We start from the raw sequence: 21,777 nt of genomic DNA, 5'->3' as shown, positions 1-21,777 counted from the left end.
ATATGTCTGTGTCAGATCCTATCGGCGATATGCTGACCCGTATTCGTAACGCAGTAGGCCGCAAGAAGTCCAAGGTTTCGACCCCGGCTTCGAAGCTCCGCGCTCGCGTTCTGGATGTTCTTCAATCTGAAGGTTACATCCGCGGATACACGCAGAGTGAATTCGTGAACGGCAAAGCCGAGATCGAAATCGAACTGAAGTATTATGAAGGCGTTCCAGTCATTCGTGAACTGACCCGCGTTTCGAAGCCTGGCCGTCGCGTTTACGTGTCGGTTAAGTCGATCCCGCAGGTCGCGAATGGTCTTGGCATCTCGATCCTGTCCACTCCTAAGGGTGTGATGGCTGATCATGAAGCTCGTGAACAAAACGTTGGTGGTGAGCTGCTCTGCCGCATCTTCTGATGCGGCTGACAGTGAACAGATAGAAGACAGGTATAAAAATGTCTCGTATCGGTAAAAAACCCGTGCCGGTCCCGGCAGGCGTAACAGCCAGCGTTGAAGGTCAGACCGTCAAGGCTAAGGGCGCGAAGGGCGAATTGTCTTTCGTTGTGCACGATGAAGTACTGGTTAAGCTCGAAGACGGCGCTGTAAGCGTCGATCCTCGTGATCAGTCTAAAGAAGCTCGCTCCAAGTGGGGCATGTCGCGTTCGATGATCGTAAACATCTTCGAAGGCGTCGAAAAGGGCTTTGAAAAGAAGCTTGAGATTAGCGGCGTTGGTTACCGTGCTGCTATGCAGGGCAAGAATGTCCAGCTTTCTCTCGGCTTCTCTCACGAAGTTATCTATGACGTGCCAGCCGGCATCACTGTTGCTGTTCCAAAGCCGACGGAAATCGTCGTCACTGGTATCGACAAGCAGCAGGTCGGTCAGGTCGCCGCTGAGATTCGTGAATATCGCGGCCCCGAGCCTTACAAGGGCAAGGGCGTCAAGTATGCTGGCGAAAAGATCGTCCGCAAAGAAGGCAAGAAGAAGTAAGGGAAGCGCGTCATGGCATCGCCAAAAGAAACTTTGCAGCGTCGCGCTGCTCGTGTTCGCCGTCAGGTCAAGGCCGTCGCAAACGGCCGTCCACGTCTCAGCGTACACCGCTCTTCCAAGAACATCTACGTTCAGGTTATCGACGACGTTCGCGGTATTACCATCGCAGCGGCATCGACACTGGATGGCGACCTGAAGGGCCAGCTCAAGACCGGCGCCGACTCAGCAGCAGCTGCTGCCGTTGGTAAGCTTGTTGCAGAGCGTGCCGTTAAAGCAGGCGTCAGTGAAGTAGTGTTTGATCGTGGTGCATTTATTTACCACGGTCGCGTGAAGGCTCTCGCCGAAGCTGCCCGCGAAGGCGGTCTTAGCTTCTAATATTTTGTGCTTCCGGAAAATAATAAAGGAATAGGATATGGCACAGAGAGAACGTAACCGCGAGGACCGCGGTCGTGAGGAGCGTGACAGCGAATTCGTTGACAAGCTCGTTCACATTAATCGCGTCGCTAAAGTTGTTAAAGGTGGCCGTCGTTTTGGTTTCGCAGCGCTCGTCGTTGTTGGAGATCAGAAGGGTCGCGTAGGCTTCGGTCATGGTAAGGCTCGTGAAGTGCCTGAAGCGATCCGTAAGGCTACTGAAGCTGCCAAGCGCGATATGATTTTCGTACCACTGCGTTCGGGTCGTACACTGCATCACGATGTGCAGGGTCGTCACGGCGCTGGCAAGGTTCTGCTTCGTGCAGCTCCTGCTGGTAAGGGAATCATTGCTGGTGGTCCTATGCGTGCAGTGTTCGAAACGCTTGGCGTTCAGGACGTTGTTGCTAAGTCGCTCGGCTCGTCGAACCCTTACAACATGGTTCGCGCAACCTTTGACGCTCTGAAGCATCAGATGCATCCAAAGGATATCGCTGCACAGCGCGGCATCAAGTACTCGACCCTTCAGGCTCGTCGCCATGATGTGGTCGGTTCCGAAGAGTAGCCGATAGTTTGTGCCAGTCCGGTGCGAGAGCACCGGATACGCCATAGACAAGGGATTTGAGTGATGGCTGAGAAGAAGGGTAAGACGGTTACGGTCGAACAGATCGGAAGCCCTATCCGTCGTCCAGCCGAACAGCGCGCAACGCTGATCGGTCTGGGACTTAACAAAATGCACCGCCGCCGCACACTGGAGGATACTCCTTCAGTTCGTGGTATGATCGCCAAGGTTCAGCATCTCGTCCGCGTTGTGGACGAGGTCTGATAACGCAGGGGACAGAGACATGAAACTCAACGATCTGCGTGACAAGCCAGGTTCAGTAAAAGCGCGCAAGCGCGTTGGCCGTGGTATCGGCTCCGGCACCGGCAAGACCGCTGGCCGCGGCGTCAAGGGACAGAAGTCCCGTTCTGGCGTAGCGATCAATGGCTTTGAAGGCGGCCAGATGCCAATTTACCGTCGTTTGCCAAAGCGCGGTTTCACGAACATCTTCGCAAAGAGCTTCAATGTTGTATCGCTCGGCCGTGTTCAGGCTGCGATCGATGCAGGCAAGCTGGATGCGAAGGCTGTGGTGAACATTGAAACCCTCAAGGCTGCTGGCGTGATTCGCCGTGCGCTTGACGGTGTTCGCGTTCTTGCTGACGGTGAACTGAAGGCTAAGGTAGCTTTTGATGTTGCTGGTGCTTCCAAGGCTGCGATCGAAAAGATCGAAAAGGCTGGCGGTAGCGTAAAGCTTCCTGAAGCAGCTGCTGAATAAAGCATCGACATAAAAATAAAAGCGGCGGCCTTAGTGCCGCCGCTTGCACATTTATGCCAATGCGCATATCTGGGTAGAGTCTTTTGTCCGAAGGCATGCGGATTTTTAATGCGTGCTGTTGGGGTAGGGGGCCGGATACTTTTCACCGGAGTAATTTAATGGCATCGGCTGCTGAACAGCTAGTTTCCAATCTTAATTTTTCTGCTTTCTCGAAAGCTGAAGAACTCAAGAAGCGTATCTGGTTCACACTGGGCGCTTTGCTCGTGTACCGTTTTGGTACCTATATCCCGCTACCCGGCATCAATCCTGATGCGCTTGCGCAGGCTTTCCAGCAGCATAGCCAGGGTGTGCTCGGACTCTTCAACATGTTTGCCGGTGGTGCTGTTGGTCGTATGGCCATTTTTGCGCTTGGCATCATGCCTTACATTTCCGCTTCCATTATCGTGCAGCTTATGACGTCGGTTGTTCCGACGCTTGAAGCGCTGAAAAAGGAAGGCGAATCGGGCCGTAAGATCATCAACCAGTACACACGTTATGGTACTGTGCTTCTGGCGATCGTTCAGGCTTATGCGATTTCCGTTGGTTTGCAGGCTGGTAACGGCATTGTTACGAACCCGGGCCCAATGTTCCTCGTTTCATCGGTCATCACGCTTGTTGGCGGTACGATGTTCCTGATGTGGCTTGGTGAACAGATTACAGCGCGCGGTATTGGTAACGGTATCTCGCTGATCATCTTCGCAGGTATCGTTGCAAACCTTCCGCATGCTATTTCCGGTACACTGGAACTGGGCCGTACAGGCGCTTTGTCGACTGGCCTGATCCTCGGTGTTATCGTTCTTGCTGTGGCGCTGATTGCGATCATCGTGTTTGTTGAACGCGCTCAGCGTCGTCTTCTGATCCAGTATCCGAAGCGTCAGGTCGGCAACCGCATGTTCCAGGGCGATACATCGCACCTGCCACTTAAGCTGAACACTGCGGGTGTTATTCCTCCGATCTTCGCTTCGTCGCTTCTGCTTTTGCCTGCGACTGTTGCTGGTTTTGCAAATACGGCAGAAATGCCTGCTTGGGGCACGACTATCCTCAACGCTCTTGGCCATGGTCAGCCGCTTTATATGCTGTTCTATGCGGGCTTGATGGCATTCTTCTGCTTCTTCTATACGGCCATCGTGTTCAATCCTAAGGACACTGCTGACCAGCTTAAGAAGCACTCCGGCTTTATTCCGGGCATTCGTCCGGGTGAGCGTACAGCCGAATACATAGACTATGTGTTGACCCGCATTACGGTTGTCGGCGCCATCTATATCGTGCTTGTCTGCCTTCTGCCGGAATTCCTGATTTCTGCGACCGGTGTACCTTTCTATCTTGGTGGTACTTCGCTGCTGATCGTGGTCAGCGTTACGCTCGATACGGTTGCGCAAATTCAGGGACATCTTGTCGCCCATCAGTATGAAGGGTTGATCAAGAAGTCCAAACTCAGAGGTGGGAAACGCAGTAAATGAGACTAATACTTCTTGGGCCGCCCGGAGCAGGTAAGGGGACGCAGGCTGGACTTCTTACCAAGAAGCATGGAATACCTCAGCTTTCGACTGGTGACATGCTGCGTGCAGCAGTCGCTCAGCAGAGCGAAATCGGGAAACGCGCTAAGGCCGTCATGGATGCTGGTCAGCTCGTTTCTGATGAGATCGTAAACCAGATCGTTTCGGAGCGCATTGATGCTCCGGATTGCGCAAGTGGTTTCATTCTCGACGGATACCCGCGTACGGTTCCACAAGCGCAAGCGCTTGGTGAAATGCTTCGCGGCAAAGGCCTGAAGCTTGATGCGGTCATTGAGCTGAAAGTCGACGAAAACGCTTTGGTCAGCCGGATTGAAAGCCGCGTGGCTGAGACGATTGCTAAGGGTGGTCAGGTTCGTTCTGATGATAATCCTGAAGCTTTCCGCAAGCGTCTGGTCGAATATCGTGAAAAAACATCGCCGCTTTCGGAATATTATGCTGGAACTGGTGAACTGCGTGTTTTGAACGGTATGGCACCTGTTGAAGAAGTTACTGCTGAAATCGAGAGAATTCTCGTTCCCGCATAAGCGGTCAAGCATAAGGCTCACATGAGCCTTCAAGGATTACGGGCAGAGAAGCATTTTATGTTTTTCTGCCCGTTTATTGCTTCCAAAAGTTGCTTTTAATGTCTGCAAGGTTACTGCGGTGACGTTACGGACAGTTAAGAGTTGACTTTTTCGGGCGATTCCGTCAAAGACTGCGCCACTTCAATTTGTTTTGAATGGTCGGTTCTGGCGGAAATAGTAAGAGGCCGGGACCGGTCAAACAATGCTGTCTGGTTGATCGCATCTGCCAGATGGATTTTTATATAACCAAGGAGAACAGACGTGGCACGTATAGCTGGCGTCAACATCCCAACGAACAAGCGCGTTATCATTGCGCTTCAGTACATTCATGGGATTGGACCAAAATTTGCTCGTCAGATCGTAACGAAAGTTGGGATTGCTGACGACCGTCGTGTAAATCAGCTTTCGGATGCTGAAGTACTTCAGATCCGTGAAGCAATCGATGCTGATTACCGCGTTGAAGGTGATCTGCGTCGTGAAGTTTCCATGAACATCAAGCGTTTGATGGACCTTGGCTGCTACCGCGGTCTGCGTCATCGTCGTTCGCTGCCAGTTCGTGGTCAGCGCACGCATACCAATGCACGTACCCGCAAGGGTCCTGCAAAGGCTATCGCAGGTAAGAAGAAGTAATTTTCGGCAGAACCATTCGTTCTGCCGGGCTTGCCCTTGATTGGGTGGGTTCGGTGCTAGTCCTTTTCAAAGGACTGGTGGAGCCGCTGGAATTACGGCGGTGTCGAGATCGAGTTTTGAAAGGACTATCATGGCTAAGGAAGCCCAGCGTATTCGCCGTCGCGAGCGCAAAAACATCTCGTCGGGCGTTGCCCACGTAAATTCGACGTTCAACAACACCATGATCACCATCACGGATGCACAGGGCAATGCGATTGCCTGGTCTTCTGCAGGTGCTCAGGGTTTCAAGGGTTCGCGTAAGTCGACCCCGTTTGCCGCACAGATCGCTGCTGAAGATTGCGCCAAGAAGGCTCAGGAACATGGCATGCGCTCCCTCGAAGTCGAGGTTTGCGGACCGGGTTCAGGCCGTGAATCTGCGCTGCGCGCCCTTCAGGCTGCTGGCTTTGTGATCACGTCGATCCGCGATGTTACGCCGATCCCGCACAACGGTTGCCGTCCGCGCAAGAAGCGCCGGGTCTAATTTCTTTTATATGCTGCATGAACCCCGAAGGTGACTTCGGGGTTCCTCTGCGGTTCTTCACAGGATCGCTACGATTGGATAGTAGCGACAGTTGATAGAGGAAAAATACATGATCCAGAAAAACTGGCAGGAACTTATTAAGCCGAACAAGGTGGATTTCATCACCAACGGCTCCCGCACGCGTGCAACCGTTGTTGCTGAACCGCTGGAACGCGGTTTCGGTCTGACACTCGGTAATGCTCTGCGTCGCGTGCTTCTGTCGTCGCTTCGCGGCGCAGCAGTTACCGCTGTTCAGATCGACGGCGTTCTGCATGAGTTCTCTTCTATTCCGGGCGTCCGCGAAGACACCACGGATATTGTTCTGAACGTCAAGGAAATCGCCATCCGTATGGAAGGCGAGGGCCCGAAGCGCATGGTTGTCCGTAAGGAAGGCCCGGGCGTTGTTACGGCTGGTGACATTCAGACCGTCGGCGATGTCGAGATCCTTAATCCGGATCACGTCATCTGCACGCTGGATGAAGGCGCTGAAATCCGCATGGAATTCACCGTTAACACCGGTAAGGGCTATGTGCCTGCTGATCGTAATCGTGCGGAAGATGCTCCAATCGGCCTTATTCCGGTTGATAGCCTTTATTCGCCGATCCGCAAGGTATCGTACAAGATTGAGAACACCCGTGAAGGTCAGGTTCTTGATTACGACAAGCTGACGCTCAACATCGAAACCAATGGTTCGGTGAGCGGTGAAGATGCAGTTGCTTATGCAGCGCGTATTCTTCAGGACCAGCTGGCTGTCTTCGTTAACTTCGAAGAGCCGCAGAAGGAAGCTCCGCAGGAACAAGTTGCGGAACTCGCTTTCAATCCGGCTCTGCTCAAGAAGGTCGACGAACTCGAGCTGTCAGTACGTTCGGCAAATTGCCTGAAGAACGACAACATCGTCTATATCGGCGATCTGATCCAGAAGACGGAAGCCGAGATGTTGCGGACTCCGAATTTCGGCCGCAAGTCGCTCAACGAGATCAAGGAAGTTCTGGCGTCGATGGGTCTCCATCTTGGTATGGAAATCCCAGCCTGGCCGCCTGAAAATATCGAAGATCTCGCCAAGCGCTACGAAGACCAATATTAAGACCGGAAAATTCCGGCTGAACTGAATTAAAGGAGAAGGCCATGCGCCACGGTAATGGACAGCGTAAGCTGAACCGCACTGCCTCGCATCGCAAGGCAATGTTCGCCAACATGGCGGCTTCGCTCATCGAGCATGAACAGATTGTGACCACGCTTCCTAAAGCTAAGGAAATCCGTCCAATCGTAGAAAAGCTTGTCACGCTCGGCAAGCGCGGTGATCTGCATGCACGTCGTCAGGCGATTTCCGCCATCCGCGACGTACAGCTGGTTGCTAAGCTGTTCGACACACTTGCTACACGTTACGCAACCCGTAACGGCGGCTACATCCGCATCATGAAGGCAGGCTTCCGCACCGGTGACAATGCACCGATGGCAGTTGTCGAATTCGTTGAACGCGATGTCGATGCAAAGGGCAAAGCTGATCGCGCACGCGTTGAAGCTGAGCTTGCAGCAGAAGCAGACGCAGCGTAATTCACGCTTCGTAATGATTAAAAAGGGTCGCCTTGTGCGGCCCTTTTTGCTTTTCAGCCTTGCTCAAGCCAAGCATTACAAAGCCGTAATGCTGTTTGCCACAATACAGCCCTTTATCCTTGGCCTTGTTGCCTCCATACTATTTTCAACCTGATGAATCGGGTTTCGGAAAGAAAGCTGGAGTGAGCGGATGAATTTGCGGCGTTTGGGAATTACTGGTGTTGTTCTAACTTCTGTCAGTATGATGGTTTTGCCGACGTTGGCTCAGGACAATCCTGCTCCGGTTCAAGGAAAACAGATTCCGCTAAGCCGTGGCGATATGCAGCTATCGTTTGCGCCGCTCGTCAAAGAGACCGCGCCGGCTGTGGTGAATGTTTATGCTGCGCGCCAGGTGCAGCAGCAAGCGTCCCCGTTTGCGGGTGATCCATTTTTCGAGCAGTTCTTTGGGAAGCAATTTGGCGGCACCGGCAAACCACGCACGGAGCAATCGCTCGGGTCTGGTGTGATCGTCGATTCATCGGGAATTGTCGTGACCAACAACCACGTCATTAAGGACGCAGACGAGATCAAGGTCGCTCTGTCTGATGGTCGTCAGCTCGAAAGCAAGGTTTTGCTACGTGACGAGACCACCGATCTTGCGGTTCTTAAGATTGAAGCAAAAGAGAAATTCCCAGTCGTTTCGCTCGGTAACTCTGACGATGTTGAAGTTGGCGATCTTGTACTGGCAATCGGCAACCCATTTGCGGTCGGACAGACTGTCACCAGCGGTATTGTGTCGGCGCAGTCCCGGACGCAGGTCGGTGTTTCCGATTTTGACTTCTTCATTCAGACAGATGCAGCGATCAATCCCGGTAATTCGGGTGGCGGTCTGATTGATATGCGAGGCCGCCTGATAGGCATCAATACCGCTATTTACTCCCGCTCGGGCGGCTCCGTGGGTATCGGCTTTGCTATCCCATCGAATATGGTTCGCGCGGTTGTTGATGCAGCATTGAGCGGAAGCACGAGTTTCGAGCGTCCTTTTATTGGTGCAACCTTCCAAAACATCACACCTGATGTCGCCGAAGGCCTTGGGATGGATAAATCCTTCGGCGTTCTCGTCACGGCCGTTACCAAGGGCGGACCAGCGGAGCAGGCGGGCCTGAAAGTTGGTGATGTTGTTCTTTCGGTTCAGGATGTTCGCGCCGACAATATCGATGTCCTCGGCTATCGCCTTTCGACGGCTGGCATCGGCAATACTGTTACGCTCGACATCGTTCGCAACGGCAAGGACAGCAAGCTGCCGGTGAAACTGGCAAAAGAGCCTGAAGCCAAGCCACAACAGAAGCAGACGATTAAGGGCGATAACCCATTCGAGGGTGCTGTTGTTGAAGAGATTACCCCTGCAATGGCTTCGAAGATGCGACTGCGTGAAGGTTCGCGCGGCGTGATCGTCACCGATGTTGTTGTTAATTCGCAAGCGGCTCAGCTTGGCCTGCGCCAGCGCGATATCATTCGCGGGATTAACGGCAATCCGATCCGTACGATTAATGATTTGACGACGGCGCTTAATGGCGGACGGGGTCTGGCATGGCGTCTTGAGGTTGAGCGTAATGGTGCGTTGATTCGCCAGTTTGTGCGCTGATCTCGTATCTTAGCATTTAAAGTTGCATGTCGTTTCAGGCGGGACTATGCCTGAAACGACATTTGTTTTTATGGCATTGAGCGAAGCGTAATGAGCGATCTATTTTCCACTGCGGCTGATCCCAATGCCGACCGTAACAGGCCGCTTGCTGACCGCCTTCGCCCGCGCCAACTTTCAGAAGTTACAGGGCAGGAACATCTGACGGGACCGGAAGGCATTCTCACACGGATGATTGCCTCTGGTTCGCTTGGCTCGATGATTTTCTGGGGGCCGCCGGGAACTGGCAAAACTACTGTCGCCAGACTACTTGCAGGCCAAACTGAATTAGCCTTTGAGCAAATTTCGGCAATTTTCTCCGGTGTGGCCGATCTTAAAAAGGTATTTGAGGCTGCGCGAGCGCGCCGCATGTCGGGCCGTCAGACATTGCTGTTTGTGGACGAAATTCATCGTTTCAACCGCGCGCAACAGGATAGTTTTCTTCCCGTTATGGAGGATGGCACCGTTATTCTCATTGGTGCGACGACGGAAAATCCGTCCTTTGAGCTCAACGCCGCTTTGCTGTCGCGGGCGAGGGTGCTGACATTCCATTCGCACGACGCGTTGAGCATCGCGACCCTTCTGACACGCGCCGAAGAGCAAGAAGAACGTCCATTGCCGCTCGATGAGGAAGCGCGCGCAAGCCTTATCCGCATGGCGGATGGCGATGGCCGCGCATCATTAACGCTCGCAGAAGAAGTCTGGCGCGCCGCCCGACCGGGCGAGATATTTGATGCGGAAAAGTTGCAGGATGTCGTGCAACGTCGTGCGCCTGTTTATGACAAGGGGCAGGACGGCCACTACAATCTCATTTCCGCGCTGCATAAATCGGTGCGTGGATCTGACCCGGATGCGGCACTCTATTATCTCTGTCGCATGTTTGATGCAGGTGAAGACCCGCTTTATCTCGGGCGACGTCTCGTTCGCATGGCGGTAGAGGACATCGGTCTTGCAGATCCGCAAGCGCTGGCTATCTGCAATGCTGCCAAGGATGCCTATGATTATCTCGGCTCACCGGAAGGTGAACTGGCTTTGGCGCAGGCCTGCGTTTATCTGGCAACGGCTCCAAAATCCAATGCGGTTTATATGGCCTATAAAGCGTCTATGCGTGCCGCCAAAGAGAATGGTTCTCTATTGCCTCCTAAGCATATCCTCAATGCGCCAACCAAGCTTATGAAGAGCGAAGGCTATGGCGATGGCTATGCCTATGATCATGACCAGCCGGACGCTTTTTCGGGGCAGGACTATTTCCCGGAAGCGATGGGTCGTCAGGTTTTCTACGATCCACCGGAACGCGGTTTTGAGCGTGAAATTCGTAAGCGATTAGATTACTGGTCGCGATTACGTGCCGAACGTCAGGGTCGCAGATGAACGCTGATCGCTATATTTAATACTATTCGTGCGGCCTTAAAGTCACATTTCGGCCTTCATCTATCAGCTTAGAGCGAAGAAAACTGCAACCTATGGATTTAGTCCACAGGTGGCGTCATTTATTTATTCTCTAATAAATACAATGGTCCGGCAACCCAAAGCGGTATGCTTAAACAATCTGGTAACCATATACAGATCAGGCACTTAGCTTGAGTTGCACTTAATGTTTAAAATTCATCAAATTTTATAGATCCTACGAGGTTTGTTCATGACGCGCGTTTTGTTGCTCGTCGCGCTCGTTATTCTTGGTGGCTGCGCGACCGCCCCACGGCAGATCAGCAATGTATGCGCTGTTTTTGATCAACGGGATGGCTGGATAAATAACTGGCAGAAGGACGCTACACGTGTCTCTCGTGAGTATGGAGTTCCGGTTCACGTCCTTATGGCGACGATCTACGCTGAATCCGGCTTCCGCCCCTATGCACGTCCGCCGCGCACAAAGCTACTCGGCTTTATTCCATGGAAGCGTGCATCGACTGCCTATGGCTATTCGCAGGCACTTAATGGAACCTGGGATCGTTACAAGCGCGAGACGGGCCGTTGGACGGCATCACGCAGCAATTTTGGCGACGCCATTCATTTCATCGGCTGGTATCATAATGAAAGCAGCCGGAGAAATGGTATCAATCGGAATGATGCTTACAGCCTCTATCTTGCATATTATTCGGGTCATGGCGGCTATTCGCGCGGTGTCTGGCGTAACAATTCCACAGCATTAAATGGTGCAAAGCGCGCTCAAAATATGGCCAGCCGCTATGCTTCGCAACTGCGCTCTTGCGGGCGAATAGGCTAAAATGTCTTGGAGTGTGCTCTAAAATTGGCGATAAAAGGATTTAAAGCCACCATCCAGCCGCAATCGAAGTTATCATTCGCGGCGAATCGAACATTGAGGATGACGTTTTTTATGCTGAAGAAACTCGGAATTGTTTTAATCGGAGCCACATTTCTGGCAGGCTGTACATCGACTGACCCTTATACTGGCCAGGAAAAGATGTCGAACACCGCAGGTGGTGCCGCTATCGGCGCAGCCGTTGGTGCTCTCGGTGGTCTGATGGTCGGTGGTTCGAGCCGCGCACAGCGTAATGCTGTCTTGATCGGTGCTGGTATTGGCGCGCTTGGTGGCGGTGCTATCGGTAATTACATGGACCGTCAGGAATCCGAACTTCGAAATCAGCTTCAGGGCACAGGCGTCTCCGTCACCCGTAATGGCGATCAGATTATCCTGAATATGCCTTCGGCAATTACGTTCGACACTGATCAGGATCAGGTGAAAAGCCAGTTCTATTCGACGCTGAACTCGGTAGCGATTGTCTTGCGCAAATTCAATCAGACACTGGTTGATGTGTATGGCTTCACCGACTCGACCGGTAGTGCAAGCTACAATCAGGGTCTGTCGCAGCGCCGTGCAGCCTCCGTTGCAAGCTATCTTGGTTCGCAGGGCATTGATCCACGCCGCTTTGCTGTTATCGGTTACGGTGCAAGCCAGCCGGTTGCCAGCAACGCAACACCGGAAGGCCGTGCACAGAATCGTCGCGTAGAAATCCAGATTTCCCCGCTGCGCGGCGCACAGCAGTAATTCACGTTCGGCATTCTTAAGCAATTTGGCGCAGCCCTTCGAAAGAAGGGCTGCGTTTTCATTTGTGAGCAGCGAATCGAGCGGTAAATTTCCATGCTTTTTGCAACTAAAGCGTGGACAGTTTTGAAGATTATAGTTTTCTAATATATAAGAACAATAAAAGAACAAAAAATCTTAATTGTTTAAAAACAATAATTTAACCTTATTGCAAAATGAGAACAAAACAGATACAAATAGATATTGGCGATAAGCCCGATGGGCTTCTAGCGAGGCAAGAGGATGGTGTAAGATGTCTCAGAAATCATTGCGACTCGTTGAGGATAATTCAGTGGATAAGACTAAAGCTCTGGATGCGGCGTTGTCGCAAATTGAACGTGCGTTCGGCAAGGGCTCTATCATGCGGCTCGGTCAGAACGAGGTCGTTGATATTGAGACTGTGCCAACCGGCTCGCTTTCTCTCGATATAGCTCTGGGCGTCGGCGGTCTGCCCAAGGGACGTATCATCGAAATTTATGGACCTGAAAGCTCGGGTAAAACCACGCTTGCGCTGCATACAATTGCAGAAGCACAGAAGAAGGGCGGTATCTGTGCATTTGTGGACGCGGAACATGCACTTGATCCAGTCTATGCGCGTAAGCTGGGCGTTGATCTTGAAAACCTTCTGATCTCGCAGCCCGATACGGGTGAGCAGGCGCTTGAAATCACGGATACGCTCGTGCGTTCTGGCGCGATTGACGTTCTGGTTATCGACTCGGTTGCAGCCCTTACCCCGCGCGCTGAAATTGAAGGCGAGATGGGTGATTCTCTGCCAGGTCTACAGGCTCGTTTGATGAGCCAGGCACTGCGTAAGCTCACTGCTTCGATTTCACGTTCGAATTGCATGGTCATCTTCATCAACCAGATTCGTATGAAGATCGGCGTCATGTTCGGATCGCCTGAAACGACAACTGGCGGTAATGCTCTCAAATTCTACGCTTCGGTTCGTTTGGATATTCGCCGTATTGGCTCGATCAAGGAGCGCGATGAAGTTGTCGGCAACCAGACCCGCGTGAAGGTGGTTAAGAACAAGCTTGCTCCTCCGTTCAAGCAGGTCGAGTTCGACATCATGTATGGTGCCGGTGTTTCTAAGACCGGCGAACTGGTCGATCTTGGTGTGAAGGCTGGTATTGTTGAAAAGTCGGGCGCTTGGTTCTCTTATAATTCGCAGCGTCTGGGGCAGGGCCGTGAAAACGCCAAGCAGTACCTGAAAGACAATCCGGAAGTCGCAAAAGAGATTGAAACCACACTTCGTCAAAATGCAGGGCTCATCGCTGAGAAGTTCATCGAAGATGGTGGCCCGGAAGCTGACGACGGTCCGGATGCAGCTGAAGCATAAGCTTCGTGTTGATATGAAGCAAAGCAAGCCCTGCACGAAAGTGTGGGGCTTTTTGCTTTTCAGGTTCAATACTGTTGCATAGTTGCCGTTTTCTGCGTTTGCGGCAGAAATTGCTTTTATAGCGCACACTGCTTATCTGGACAGAAAAGCAGTGCCCCGTTAAAAGCGGACAACCGAAATTCCACCTCACGGGCTTTCCATTATAGGGCAGTCGAAGCGTGGCGGCAGAATATGCCGTAAGTTGACGCGTTCCTGCGGGTGGAGATTATAAAATTGATGCGTGTTCGATTGCGCATCTCATGCAGGGCAGAAAATGTCCAAGGGTGAATTATGGCTGGCGTCAACGAGATAAGGTCCACATTCCTCGACTATTTCCGTAAGAACGGACATGAAGTCGTTTCATCGAGTCCGCTCGTTCCGCGTAACGATCCGACGCTGATGTTCACCAATGCGGGCATGGTGCAGTTCAAGAATGTTTTTACTGGTCTTGAGCAGCGCCCTTACAGCCGTGCAACCACGTCGCAGAAATGCGTGCGTGCTGGCGGCAAGCATAACGATCTTGACAATGTGGGCTATACCGCGCGTCACCATACCTTCTTTGAGATGCTTGGTAACTTTTCCTTTGGAGACTACTTCAAGGAAGAAGCAATCACGCATGCTTGGAACCTGATTACCAAGGAGTTTGGCCTGAATAAGGACAAGCTGCTGGTCACGGTTTACCATACCGACGATGACGCCGCGAATTTCTGGAAGAAGATTGCCGGTCTTTCTGATGATCGTATCATCCGCATTGCCACGAATGATAATTTCTGGGCGATGGGTGATACTGGTCCTTGTGGTCCGTGCTCGGAAATCTTCTATGATCATGGCGATCATATCTGGGGTGGACCTCCCGGATCGGCTGATGAAGACGGCGACCGTTTCATCGAAATCTGGAACCTCGTTTTCATGCAGTTCGAGCAGCTCTCTCCGGAGCAGCGCATTGATCTGCCGCGTCCGTCAATTGATACCGGCATGGGCCTTGAACGCGTTGCAGCTGTGCTACAGGGCGTGCATGACAATTACGACATCGATCTGTTTAAGGCACTGATCCGTGCTTCGGAAGAAGCAACGGGCGTTAAGGCTGAAGGCGATTTCCGCGCTAGCCATCGCGTGATTGCCGATCACCTGCGTGCATCAAGCTTCCTGATTGCTGATGGCGTTTTGCCATCGAATGAAGGTCGCGGTTATGTGCTGCGCCGCATTATGCGCCGCGCCATGCGTCATGCGCAGTTGCTAGGCGCGAGCCAGCCATTGATGTGGCGTTTGTTGCCAGCTTTGCTGCGTGAAATGGGTCAGGCTTATCCTGAACTTATCCGTGCGGAAGCATTGATTTCCGAAACGCTGAAGCTTGAAGAAACTCGTTTCCGTAAAACCCTGGAACGCGGTCTCGGTCTTCTTTCTGATGCTTCGGAAAATCTCGTTGAAGGTGATCGCCTTGATGGCGAAACCGCGTTCAAGCTTTATGACACCTATGGTTTCCCGCTTGATCTGACGCAGGATGCTCTGCGCCAGCGCGGTGTCACGGTCGATACTGATGGCTTCAACACGGCTATGCAGCGCCAGAAGGCCGAAGCTCGTGCCAACTGGACCGGTTCGGGCGAAGCCGCAACCGAAACTATCTGGTTTGGTATCAAGGATAAAGTCGGCGCGACCGAGTTCCTCGGCTATGAAACCGAAAGTGCAGAAGGCGTTATTTCTGCTCTCGTGCGCGATGGTGCCGAAGTTTCTTCAGCTGCGGAAGGTGAAACCGTATCCGTGGTTGTCAACCAGACGCCATTCTATGGCGAATCCGGTGGTCAGCAGGGCGATACGGGTACGATCTCCGGCGAAGGCTTTGTCATTACTGTTCGCGAAACGCTCAAAAAAGGTGAAGGCCTTTTCGTCCATATCGGCGAAGTTACCAAGGGTTCGGCTAAGGTCGGCGATGCGGTTGAGCTGAAGGTCGATGGTGAGCGTCGTACGCGCATTCGCTCTAACCACTCGGCCACCCATCTTCTGCATGAAGCGCTGCGTGAAACACTCGGCTCGCATGTAGCCCAAAAGGGTTCGCTCGTTGCTCCTGATCGTCTGCGTTTCGACTTCTCGCATCCTAAGCCGATTTCGGCTGAAGAACTGACGGCTGTTGAAAATCTCGCCAATGAGATCATCTTGCAGAACGCGCAGGTTACCACGCGCCTGATGGCTGTGGATGATGCGATTGCTGAAGGTGCGATGGCACTTTTTGGCGAAAAATACGGCGATGAAGTGCGTGTTGTTTCGATGGGCACGGCCAAGCATGGTGAAAAGGCTGGCAAGCCTTATTCGGTTGAGCTTTGCGGCGGTACGCATGTTCGCCAGACTGGCGATATCGGTCTCGTTCGTATTCTCGCGGACAGTGGTGTTGCTGCCGGTGTTCGTCGTATGGAAGCGTTGACTGGTGAGGCAGCTCGCCTTTACCTCGAAGAACAGGACGAGCGCGTTAAGGCAATCGCCGGTGTGTTGAAAACCTCGCCATCGGAAGCTCTAGATCGCGTGAATGCTCTGGTTGACGAGCGCAAGAGGCTCGAACGCGAACTGACCGAAGCACGTCGACAGCTCGCGCTAAGTGGTGGTTCATCGGATGGTGGCAGCGCTGTTGAAACAGTCAACGGTGTCAATTTCCTCGGCAAGGTTGTGACTGGTGTTTCACCGCGCGATCTCAAACCGCTTGCTGACGAAGGCAAAAAGCAGGTTGGCTCCGGCGTTGTTCTCTTCGTTGGTGTTAGCGAAGATGGCAAGGCGAGTGCAGTTGCTGCTGTGACCGAAGATCTGGTTGGTCGGTTTAGTGCGGTTGATCTGGTACGTGCGGCATCGGGCGCTCTTGGTGGCGCTGGCGGCGGCGGTCGTCCTGATATGGCACAGGCAGGCGGTCCAGATGGCACTAAGGCGAATGACGCCATAGCGGCTGTAAAAGCGCTGATCGTCTGATAAGTTGCATATAGAAATGAAAAAGGCCGGGATTTTCCCGGCCTTTTTCATGCAGCATGCATCTTGCGACTATCGTCAGGTGCTTCTTCGCGTTGATCTAGCCCATAATCGCGTGCCACATTCGCAACACGCAGGCGGTAGTTTTCAAAAACGCCGCCACGCCCCTTCGTCTGCGCTATCCGATGAGTTGGCAGATTACGCCACTGCTTTACCGCCTCTTCATCGCGCCAAAAGGAGAGAGACAGCAGCTTTTCTGGCTCAACCAGACTTTGAAAACGCTCAATGGATATAAAACCATCGATTTGAACCAGATCGGCACGAAGGCTTGCGGCTATATCGAGATATTGGTCGCGCCGCTCATCATCCGCAGGCCAAACTTCAAATATGACAGCGATCATGGTTTGATAAACTCCGCATGTGGAGCTGATTGCAGCTTAAGAAATATGCGCTCTTCTGAGCGGATAAACTGTTCGCGCTTCGCAAACTCATAATTTGCCCGACCGATTGGGTCAGCGGCCAGACGTGCACGAAACTGTTCATAGGCGGCGAGATTTTCGACAGAGTAGACGCCATAGGCGGTCGTGGTTGAGCCTTCATGCGGACCGAAATAGCCAATGAGGTTTGCGCCGCAACGTGGGCTTGCTTGTCCCCAGTTGCATGCATATTCGGCGAAAGCATCGGCTTTGAATGGATCGATTTGATAGCGGATGAAGCAGGTAATCATTCATATCTCCTGATTGTTGAAGTTTCTGGAGATGGTTTTAGCTTATTGAATGTTATCCATGCTTCGGTTAGCATCGAAGTATGAAAGATGGACCAATCATAGCATCTGTTGCAGCCTTATTGGGCGATCCGGCGCGCGCCAACATGTTAACCGCGCTTATGGATGGGCGCGCTTTGACGGTAAGCGAACTCGCTGCCGCGGCAGGCGTGACGATCCAGACCGCCAGCGGACATCTCTCAAAACTTGATGCAGCCAATTTGCTGGTGGCTGAGAAGCAGGGCAGACATCGGTATTTCAGGCTGTCAGGGGCTGATGTAGCGCAGGTTCTGGAAGGGCTGATGGGGCTTGCGCAACGTACAGGTGCTGTTCGTGTTCGCACTGGTCCGAAAGACAATGCTCTGCGTAAGGCGCGCATTTGTTATGATCATCTCGCGGGCGAGCGCGGCGTGGAAATGCTGGACGCCTCTCACAGGCTTGGTTTGATTGACGAGACCAGTGAGCCAGCATTGACCCATGAGGGAAAAACATTCTTCTCGTGCCTTGGCATTGATGTCGATGCGCTGCAGAAAGGCAAGAGACCGCTCTGCCGTCATTGTCTTGACTGGAGCGAGAGACGCAATCACTTAGGCGGTGCGCTTGGTGCTGCCCTATTGAAAAGCTTTATCGACAAAGGTTGGGCGCGACGGGAAGAAGGTCGTGTTATTGCCTTCTCACCCAATGGCGCTCAAGCTTTTACAAAAGCTTTTCAGCTCTGATATTAGTCCTTCTCTACATATCAAGAAGTGGGAACTTCACTTCCTTAAAGCGCCTTACGATATTGAATGAAGCCGGACGCTTGCGCGATGTTGTCGTATAGACGCCGTGCAGTGGCGTTGCTTTCATGCGTGAGCCAGTAGAGACGTCCTGCACCTTCTGCGCGAGCGAGATCGGCGACCGCTTCGATCAGAGCGGCGCCTGTACCTTTTCCGCGCTGGCTGTTTTCAACATAGAGGTCCTGCAAATAGCAGGTCCATTTCGGCAGCCAGCACGAGCGGTGAAAGATCGCATGCACGATGCCAACAAGGCTTCCATCGTCATCGAATGCACCAAGAGCGTGCATGGGTTCCGCGCTATCGTGGAATCGTTGCCATGTTATGTCGGTGGTATCGGATGGAATATCGACTTCATAAAAGACCTGATAGGCTTTCCATAACGGCTCCCATGCAGCGCGGTCTTGTGGCGTCAAAGCCCGAATTGTCGACATATCAATCCTCCCTGTTTCTGTAACAACAGACTATCGAGGACTAATTGTGCTTGCGAGGGATAAATAGTGGCGCGCAAATAAAAAACGACGGGAAATTCCCGCCGTTTTCTTTGTTTATTCAGGTTGGCTTACACAGCCATTGCCTTCTGAAGATTTTCGTCGATCTTGTCGAGGAAACCAGTTGTCGAGAGCCATGGCTGATCTGGACCGATAAGCAGCGCCAGATCCTTGGTCATGTAGCCGCTTTCAACTGTGTCCACGCAGACCTTTTCCAGCGTGTCAGCAAATCGCTTCAGTTCTTCGTTGTTGTCGAGCTTTGCACGATGTGCAAGGCCACGGGTCCATGCGAAGATCGAAGCGATTGAGTTGGTCGAGGTTTCCTCGCCCTTCTGATGCTGGCGATAGTGACGGGTCACGGTGCCGTGTGCAGCTTCTGCTTCAACAGTCTTGCCATCTGGCGTCATCAGAACTGAGGTCATCAGGCCGAGCGAGCCGAAGCCCTGTGCCACGATGTCCGACTGCACGTCGCCGTCGTAGTTCTTACAAGCCCAAACATAACCGCCCGACCACTTGAGAGCCGATGCAACCATGTCGTCGATCAGGCGATGTTCGTACCAGATCTTTGCTTCTTTGAACTTGTCTGCGAATTCAGCCTGATAGACTTCTTCGAAGATGTCTTTGAAGCGACCGTCATAAGCCTTAAGAATTGTGTTCTTGGTCGAGAGATAAACCGGATACTTGCGCTGCAAACCGTAGTTCAGCGACGCGCGCGCAAATTCACGGATTGATTCGTCGAGGTTATACATGGCCATGGCCACGCCAGCAGCAGGAGCCTGATAGACTTCATGCTCGATGGTTTCGCCGTCTTCACCTACGAACTTAATCGACAGTGTACCTTTGCCCGGGAATTTGAAATCAGTCGCGCGGTACTGATCACCGAAAGCATGACGGCCAACGATGATTGGCTGTGTCCAGCCTGGAACCAGGCGAGGAACGTTCTTGCAGATGATTGGTTCGCGGAAAATAACGCCGCCGAGGATGTTGCGGATTGTGCCGTTTGGCGACTTCCACATCTTCTTGAGCTTGAATTCTTCAACGCGTGCTTCGTCTGGCGTGATGGTTGCGCATTTTACGCCAACGCCGTGTTCCTTGATGGCGTTTGCAGCATCAATGGTAACCTGATCGTTGGTTTCATCGCGGTACTCGACCGACAGATCGTAATATTTCAGATCGATGTCGAGGTAAGGATGGATCAGCTTGTCCTTGATGAACTGCCAGATGATGCGGGTCATCTCATCGCCGTCAAGTTCAACGACCGGGTTTGCAACCTTGATTTTTGCCATTGATAATGCCTCTCATTGAATGCGTCGCGCCCGTATAGCATCGGTAAGCGCTGAGGCAAAGTGTCAGAGGCTTATTCTTTGGCCTATAGGCGATTTTTCATGCCGCGTGGTGTGCAGATTTTTGCCAGCTGGAATGCGGATCGCGATAGGTTTCCTTTTCGCGCCGCAATATTTCTTCCGTATCAAGTGTGGATATTGCGGTTGTTCTGTCGGTCGGAATAAGTCCATTGACCTGAAGTGCGAGATAGCGCCCGCAACACACACGCAGAAATGATGCGAAATTGTCGAGGTCGTGGCCTTCTGCGCGCGATTCCTCATAGAGTTTGCCCAGTAGACGGCTGACACTCATGTCATCACGCCCGGCAATATCTTCCAGTGCTGACCAGAAAAAGTTCTCCAGCCGTACACTGGTCACGACGCCATCAATGCGCAGTGAACGCGTGACGCTTTGCCAAAGCTGCGGTTCTGCCCCGATGAACAATCTGCACATGACTTCCTCCCAAAAATCTCTTCCGGCAGTGTCGCGCAGATTTTAGCTGCCTGCAACTTACTTCAACGGTTGAACCGTATAAGTGATGCTTCCAGCTGTCGCTTCATCAATGTTGAAGGTGAGGTCGCGGATTGTGACCTGCCGTTGATCAGCGGGGAATTCTATCGTCTGACCACTTGCTGGAAATTCCAGGCTATCAATTGAGTAGCCTCTGACTTCAAATTGCATCTGGTCTGCTTGAACGCCGACAAAAACAACATCATAGATTCTTCCGCTTTCATTAGACTGGTAGTCGTCTTTGGAAGGGAGCCCGGTTCCTTTGCTGTAGTCGCGCGGAGGAACGATTGGGTTGCCGGACAGCACGAACTGAGCTTTGCCGAAAGTATCGGGCGAGGGTGCCGGATATTGCTCTGAAATGGCCGCCACTTCTGCGCCAGCGGCTTCCTGCGCTTGGGCCATATCTGATGCGTTAGCAAAAATTGCGCTGATGCATGCAGCAAAAGAGAGAGCGAGGAATTTGGTGGTTTTCATCAAGGCTTCCATCATACTTCAAGAAAACCTCTCCGACAGTTTTGCCGGAAAGGTTCTGATTTGGCATTTTTAGCGAAATGCCTTGCATGATGAAAGGCGTGGTTTCAGCGTTTGCTCAGCTATGCGTGATTTTTGTTCCGAGAACTGCGAGGAACTGCGAAAGCCATGCAGGATGCGCAGGCCATGCGGGAGCTGTCACGAGGTTTCCGTCTGTTACGGCCTGATCGACTGGGATATCGGCATAGGTTCCGCCTGCAAGTTCAACCTCGGGACGGCAGGCCGGATAAGCGGAGCAGGTGCGGCCTTCGAGTACACGAGCGGCGGCGAGTAGTTGCGCCCCATGGCATACGGCTGCAACAGGCTTATTTGCTTCAAAGAAATGCTCAACAATGGCGATGACTTTGTCATCGAGGCGCAGATATTCCGGTCCGCGTCCGCCGGGAATGACCAGCGCGTCGTAGCTCTCGGCTTTCACATCTGCAAATGTCGCATTGAGAGTGAAATTATGACCGGGCTTTTCAGTGTAGGTCTGGTGGCCTTCGAAGTCGTGAATAGCAGTCGCAATCGCGTCGCCAGCCTTTTTGCCGGGGCATACGGCATGGACTTTATGTCCAACGGCCAGAAGCGTTTGAAACGGAACCATGGTTTCGTAATCTTCGCAGAAATCACCACAGATCATGAGAATCTTTTTGCCGGACATGATTTTCCTCCCTGTCAGATATGATGTAGGTAGCAGTAGTCTGGCATGGAAGGCCGGGAGACTGGTGTTATTCCGCTACTACACGCGATTTTTGACGATGTTTGTAAGGGGAATCTTTGCGATTTTCTTTCAAACATGTCAGGGAAACGCCACGATC

General features: G+C 52.5%; 26 protein-coding genes. 19 read left to right on the top strand and 7 right to left on the bottom strand.

Going from position 1 to position 21,777, the window contains the following annotated elements; genetic code table 11:
• The first annotated feature begins 2 nt into the window (after positions 1–2).
• The 18 genes from rpsH to alaS all read left to right on the top strand — a co-directional run bounded on the left by rpsH (position 3) and on the right by alaS (position 16,589).
• Positions 3–401: a 30S ribosomal protein S8 gene (rpsH, locus tag WH356_RS04010; protein ID WP_140904462.1), complete on the top strand. Its 399-nt coding sequence runs from the start codon at positions 3–5 to the stop codon at positions 399–401.
• A gap of 38 nt (positions 402–439) precedes the next feature.
• Positions 440–973, top strand: a complete 534-nt coding sequence (gene rplF / locus WH356_RS04005) for a 50S ribosomal protein L6 (RefSeq protein ID WP_339508892.1) — start codon at positions 440–442, stop codon at positions 971–973.
• Positions 974–985: 12 nt separating this feature from the next.
• Positions 986–1,348, top strand: coding sequence for a 50S ribosomal protein L18 (rplR, locus tag WH356_RS04000; RefSeq protein ID WP_339508891.1), 363 nt, complete (start codon positions 986–988; stop codon positions 1,346–1,348).
• Between the two features lie 37 nt (positions 1,349–1,385).
• A complete protein-coding gene (gene rpsE, locus WH356_RS03995) occupies positions 1,386–1,946 on the top strand; it encodes a 30S ribosomal protein S5 (protein ID WP_024897023.1) in 561 nt (186 codons plus the stop codon).
• A gap of 63 nt (positions 1,947–2,009) precedes the next feature.
• Positions 2,010–2,207 carry a 50S ribosomal protein L30 gene (gene rpmD / locus WH356_RS03990; RefSeq protein WP_094504974.1) on the top strand — a complete coding sequence of 66 codons (198 nt, stop codon included), beginning with the start codon at positions 2,010–2,012 and terminating at the stop codon, positions 2,205–2,207.
• Positions 2,208–2,226: 19 nt separating this feature from the next.
• Entirely contained in the window at positions 2,227–2,697 is a 471-nt protein-coding gene (gene rplO / locus WH356_RS03985) for a 50S ribosomal protein L15 (RefSeq protein ID WP_339508890.1), read from the top strand.
• A 158-nt stretch (positions 2,698–2,855) separates the two neighbouring features.
• Positions 2,856–4,196, top strand: a complete 1,341-nt coding sequence (secY, locus tag WH356_RS03980; protein WP_339508889.1) for a preprotein translocase subunit SecY — start codon at positions 2,856–2,858, stop codon at positions 4,194–4,196.
• Entirely contained in the window at positions 4,193–4,777 is a 585-nt protein-coding gene (locus WH356_RS03975) for an adenylate kinase (protein ID WP_339508888.1), read from the top strand. Before secY ends, WH356_RS03975 begins: the two co-directional genes overlap by 4 nt.
• Before the next feature lie 300 nt (positions 4,778–5,077).
• Complete coding sequence (gene rpsM, locus WH356_RS03970; protein WP_024897027.1) at positions 5,078–5,446, top strand: 30S ribosomal protein S13; 369 nt, start codon at positions 5,078–5,080, stop codon at positions 5,444–5,446.
• Between the two features lie 130 nt (positions 5,447–5,576).
• Positions 5,577–5,966, top strand: coding sequence for a 30S ribosomal protein S11 (rpsK, locus tag WH356_RS03965; RefSeq protein ID WP_024897028.1), 390 nt, complete (start codon positions 5,577–5,579; stop codon positions 5,964–5,966).
• 109 nt (positions 5,967–6,075) lie between these two features.
• Entirely contained in the window at positions 6,076–7,089 is a 1,014-nt protein-coding gene (locus WH356_RS03960) for a DNA-directed RNA polymerase subunit alpha (RefSeq protein WP_187544615.1), read from the top strand.
• A 41-nt stretch (positions 7,090–7,130) separates the two neighbouring features.
• Positions 7,131–7,559 carry a 50S ribosomal protein L17 gene (rplQ, locus tag WH356_RS03955; protein WP_339508887.1) on the top strand — a complete coding sequence of 143 codons (429 nt, stop codon included), beginning with the start codon at positions 7,131–7,133 and terminating at the stop codon, positions 7,557–7,559.
• A 190-nt stretch (positions 7,560–7,749) separates the two neighbouring features.
• Positions 7,750–9,183, top strand: a complete 1,434-nt coding sequence (locus WH356_RS03950; protein WP_339508886.1) for a DegQ family serine endoprotease — start codon at positions 7,750–7,752, stop codon at positions 9,181–9,183.
• A gap of 90 nt (positions 9,184–9,273) precedes the next feature.
• Entirely contained in the window at positions 9,274–10,590 is a 1,317-nt protein-coding gene (locus WH356_RS03945; protein ID WP_339508885.1) for a replication-associated recombination protein A, read from the top strand.
• 268 nt (positions 10,591–10,858) lie between these two features.
• Positions 10,859–11,443, top strand: coding sequence for a transglycosylase SLT domain-containing protein (locus WH356_RS03940; RefSeq protein ID WP_339508884.1), 585 nt, complete (start codon positions 10,859–10,861; stop codon positions 11,441–11,443).
• A 111-nt stretch (positions 11,444–11,554) separates the two neighbouring features.
• The gene (locus WH356_RS03935) at positions 11,555–12,226 is read left to right on the top strand and encodes an OmpA family protein (RefSeq protein ID WP_339508883.1); all 672 of its coding nucleotides are present in this window, start codon (positions 11,555–11,557) and stop codon (positions 12,224–12,226) included.
• A 289-nt stretch (positions 12,227–12,515) separates the two neighbouring features.
• Entirely contained in the window at positions 12,516–13,601 is a 1,086-nt protein-coding gene (recA, locus tag WH356_RS03930; RefSeq protein ID WP_339508882.1) for a recombinase RecA, read from the top strand.
• 330 nt (positions 13,602–13,931) lie between these two features.
• Entirely contained in the window at positions 13,932–16,589 is a 2,658-nt protein-coding gene (gene alaS / locus WH356_RS03925; protein WP_339508881.1) for an alanine--tRNA ligase, read from the top strand.
• Between the two features lie 47 nt (positions 16,590–16,636).
• Here alaS and WH356_RS03920 read toward each other — a convergent pair whose 3' ends face one another.
• Both WH356_RS03920 and WH356_RS03915 read right to left on the bottom strand, forming a co-directional pair.
• The gene (locus WH356_RS03920) at positions 16,637–16,987 is read right to left on the bottom strand and encodes an antibiotic biosynthesis monooxygenase family protein (protein ID WP_339508880.1); all 351 of its coding nucleotides are present in this window, start codon (positions 16,985–16,987) and stop codon (positions 16,637–16,639) included.
• Positions 16,984–17,313 (bottom strand): NIPSNAP family protein, encoded by a 330-nt coding sequence (locus tag WH356_RS03915; protein ID WP_339508879.1) that lies wholly within the window; start codon positions 17,311–17,313, stop codon positions 16,984–16,986. Before WH356_RS03915 ends, WH356_RS03920 begins: the two co-directional genes overlap by 4 nt.
• Positions 17,314–17,393: 80 nt before the next feature.
• Here WH356_RS03915 and WH356_RS03910 point away from each other — a divergent pair, with 80 nt between their 5' ends.
• Positions 17,394–18,068 carry an ArsR/SmtB family transcription factor gene (locus WH356_RS03910; protein WP_339508878.1) on the top strand — a complete coding sequence of 225 codons (675 nt, stop codon included), beginning with the start codon at positions 17,394–17,396 and terminating at the stop codon, positions 18,066–18,068.
• Positions 18,069–18,112: 44 nt separating this feature from the next.
• On the opposite strand, the gene WH356_RS03905 is transcribed toward WH356_RS03910, so the two are convergent.
• From WH356_RS03905 to WH356_RS03885, 5 genes are all read right to left on the bottom strand, one after another.
• Complete coding sequence (locus WH356_RS03905) at positions 18,113–18,556, bottom strand: GNAT family N-acetyltransferase (RefSeq protein WP_339508877.1); 444 nt, start codon at positions 18,554–18,556, stop codon at positions 18,113–18,115.
• A 128-nt stretch (positions 18,557–18,684) separates the two neighbouring features.
• Entirely contained in the window at positions 18,685–19,899 is a 1,215-nt protein-coding gene (locus WH356_RS03900) for an NADP-dependent isocitrate dehydrogenase (RefSeq protein WP_339508876.1), read from the bottom strand.
• Between the two features lie 97 nt (positions 19,900–19,996).
• Entirely contained in the window at positions 19,997–20,389 is a 393-nt protein-coding gene (locus WH356_RS03895; protein WP_339508875.1) for a ribbon-helix-helix domain-containing protein, read from the bottom strand.
• A 57-nt stretch (positions 20,390–20,446) separates the two neighbouring features.
• Positions 20,447–20,920 carry a hypothetical protein gene (locus tag WH356_RS03890; RefSeq protein WP_339508874.1) on the bottom strand — a complete coding sequence of 158 codons (474 nt, stop codon included), beginning with the start codon at positions 20,918–20,920 and terminating at the stop codon, positions 20,447–20,449.
• Between the two features lie 115 nt (positions 20,921–21,035).
• The gene (locus WH356_RS03885) at positions 21,036–21,620 is read right to left on the bottom strand and encodes a DJ-1/PfpI family protein (protein WP_339508873.1); all 585 of its coding nucleotides are present in this window, start codon (positions 21,618–21,620) and stop codon (positions 21,036–21,038) included.
• Positions 21,621–21,777: the final 157 nt, after the last annotated feature.

The sequence above is a fragment of the Ochrobactrum sp. MYb379 genome (assembly GCF_037479515.1).
Classification (GTDB): domain Bacteria; phylum Pseudomonadota; class Alphaproteobacteria; order Rhizobiales; family Rhizobiaceae; genus Brucella.
This window is presented reverse-complemented; position numbering and strand designations above follow the sequence as displayed.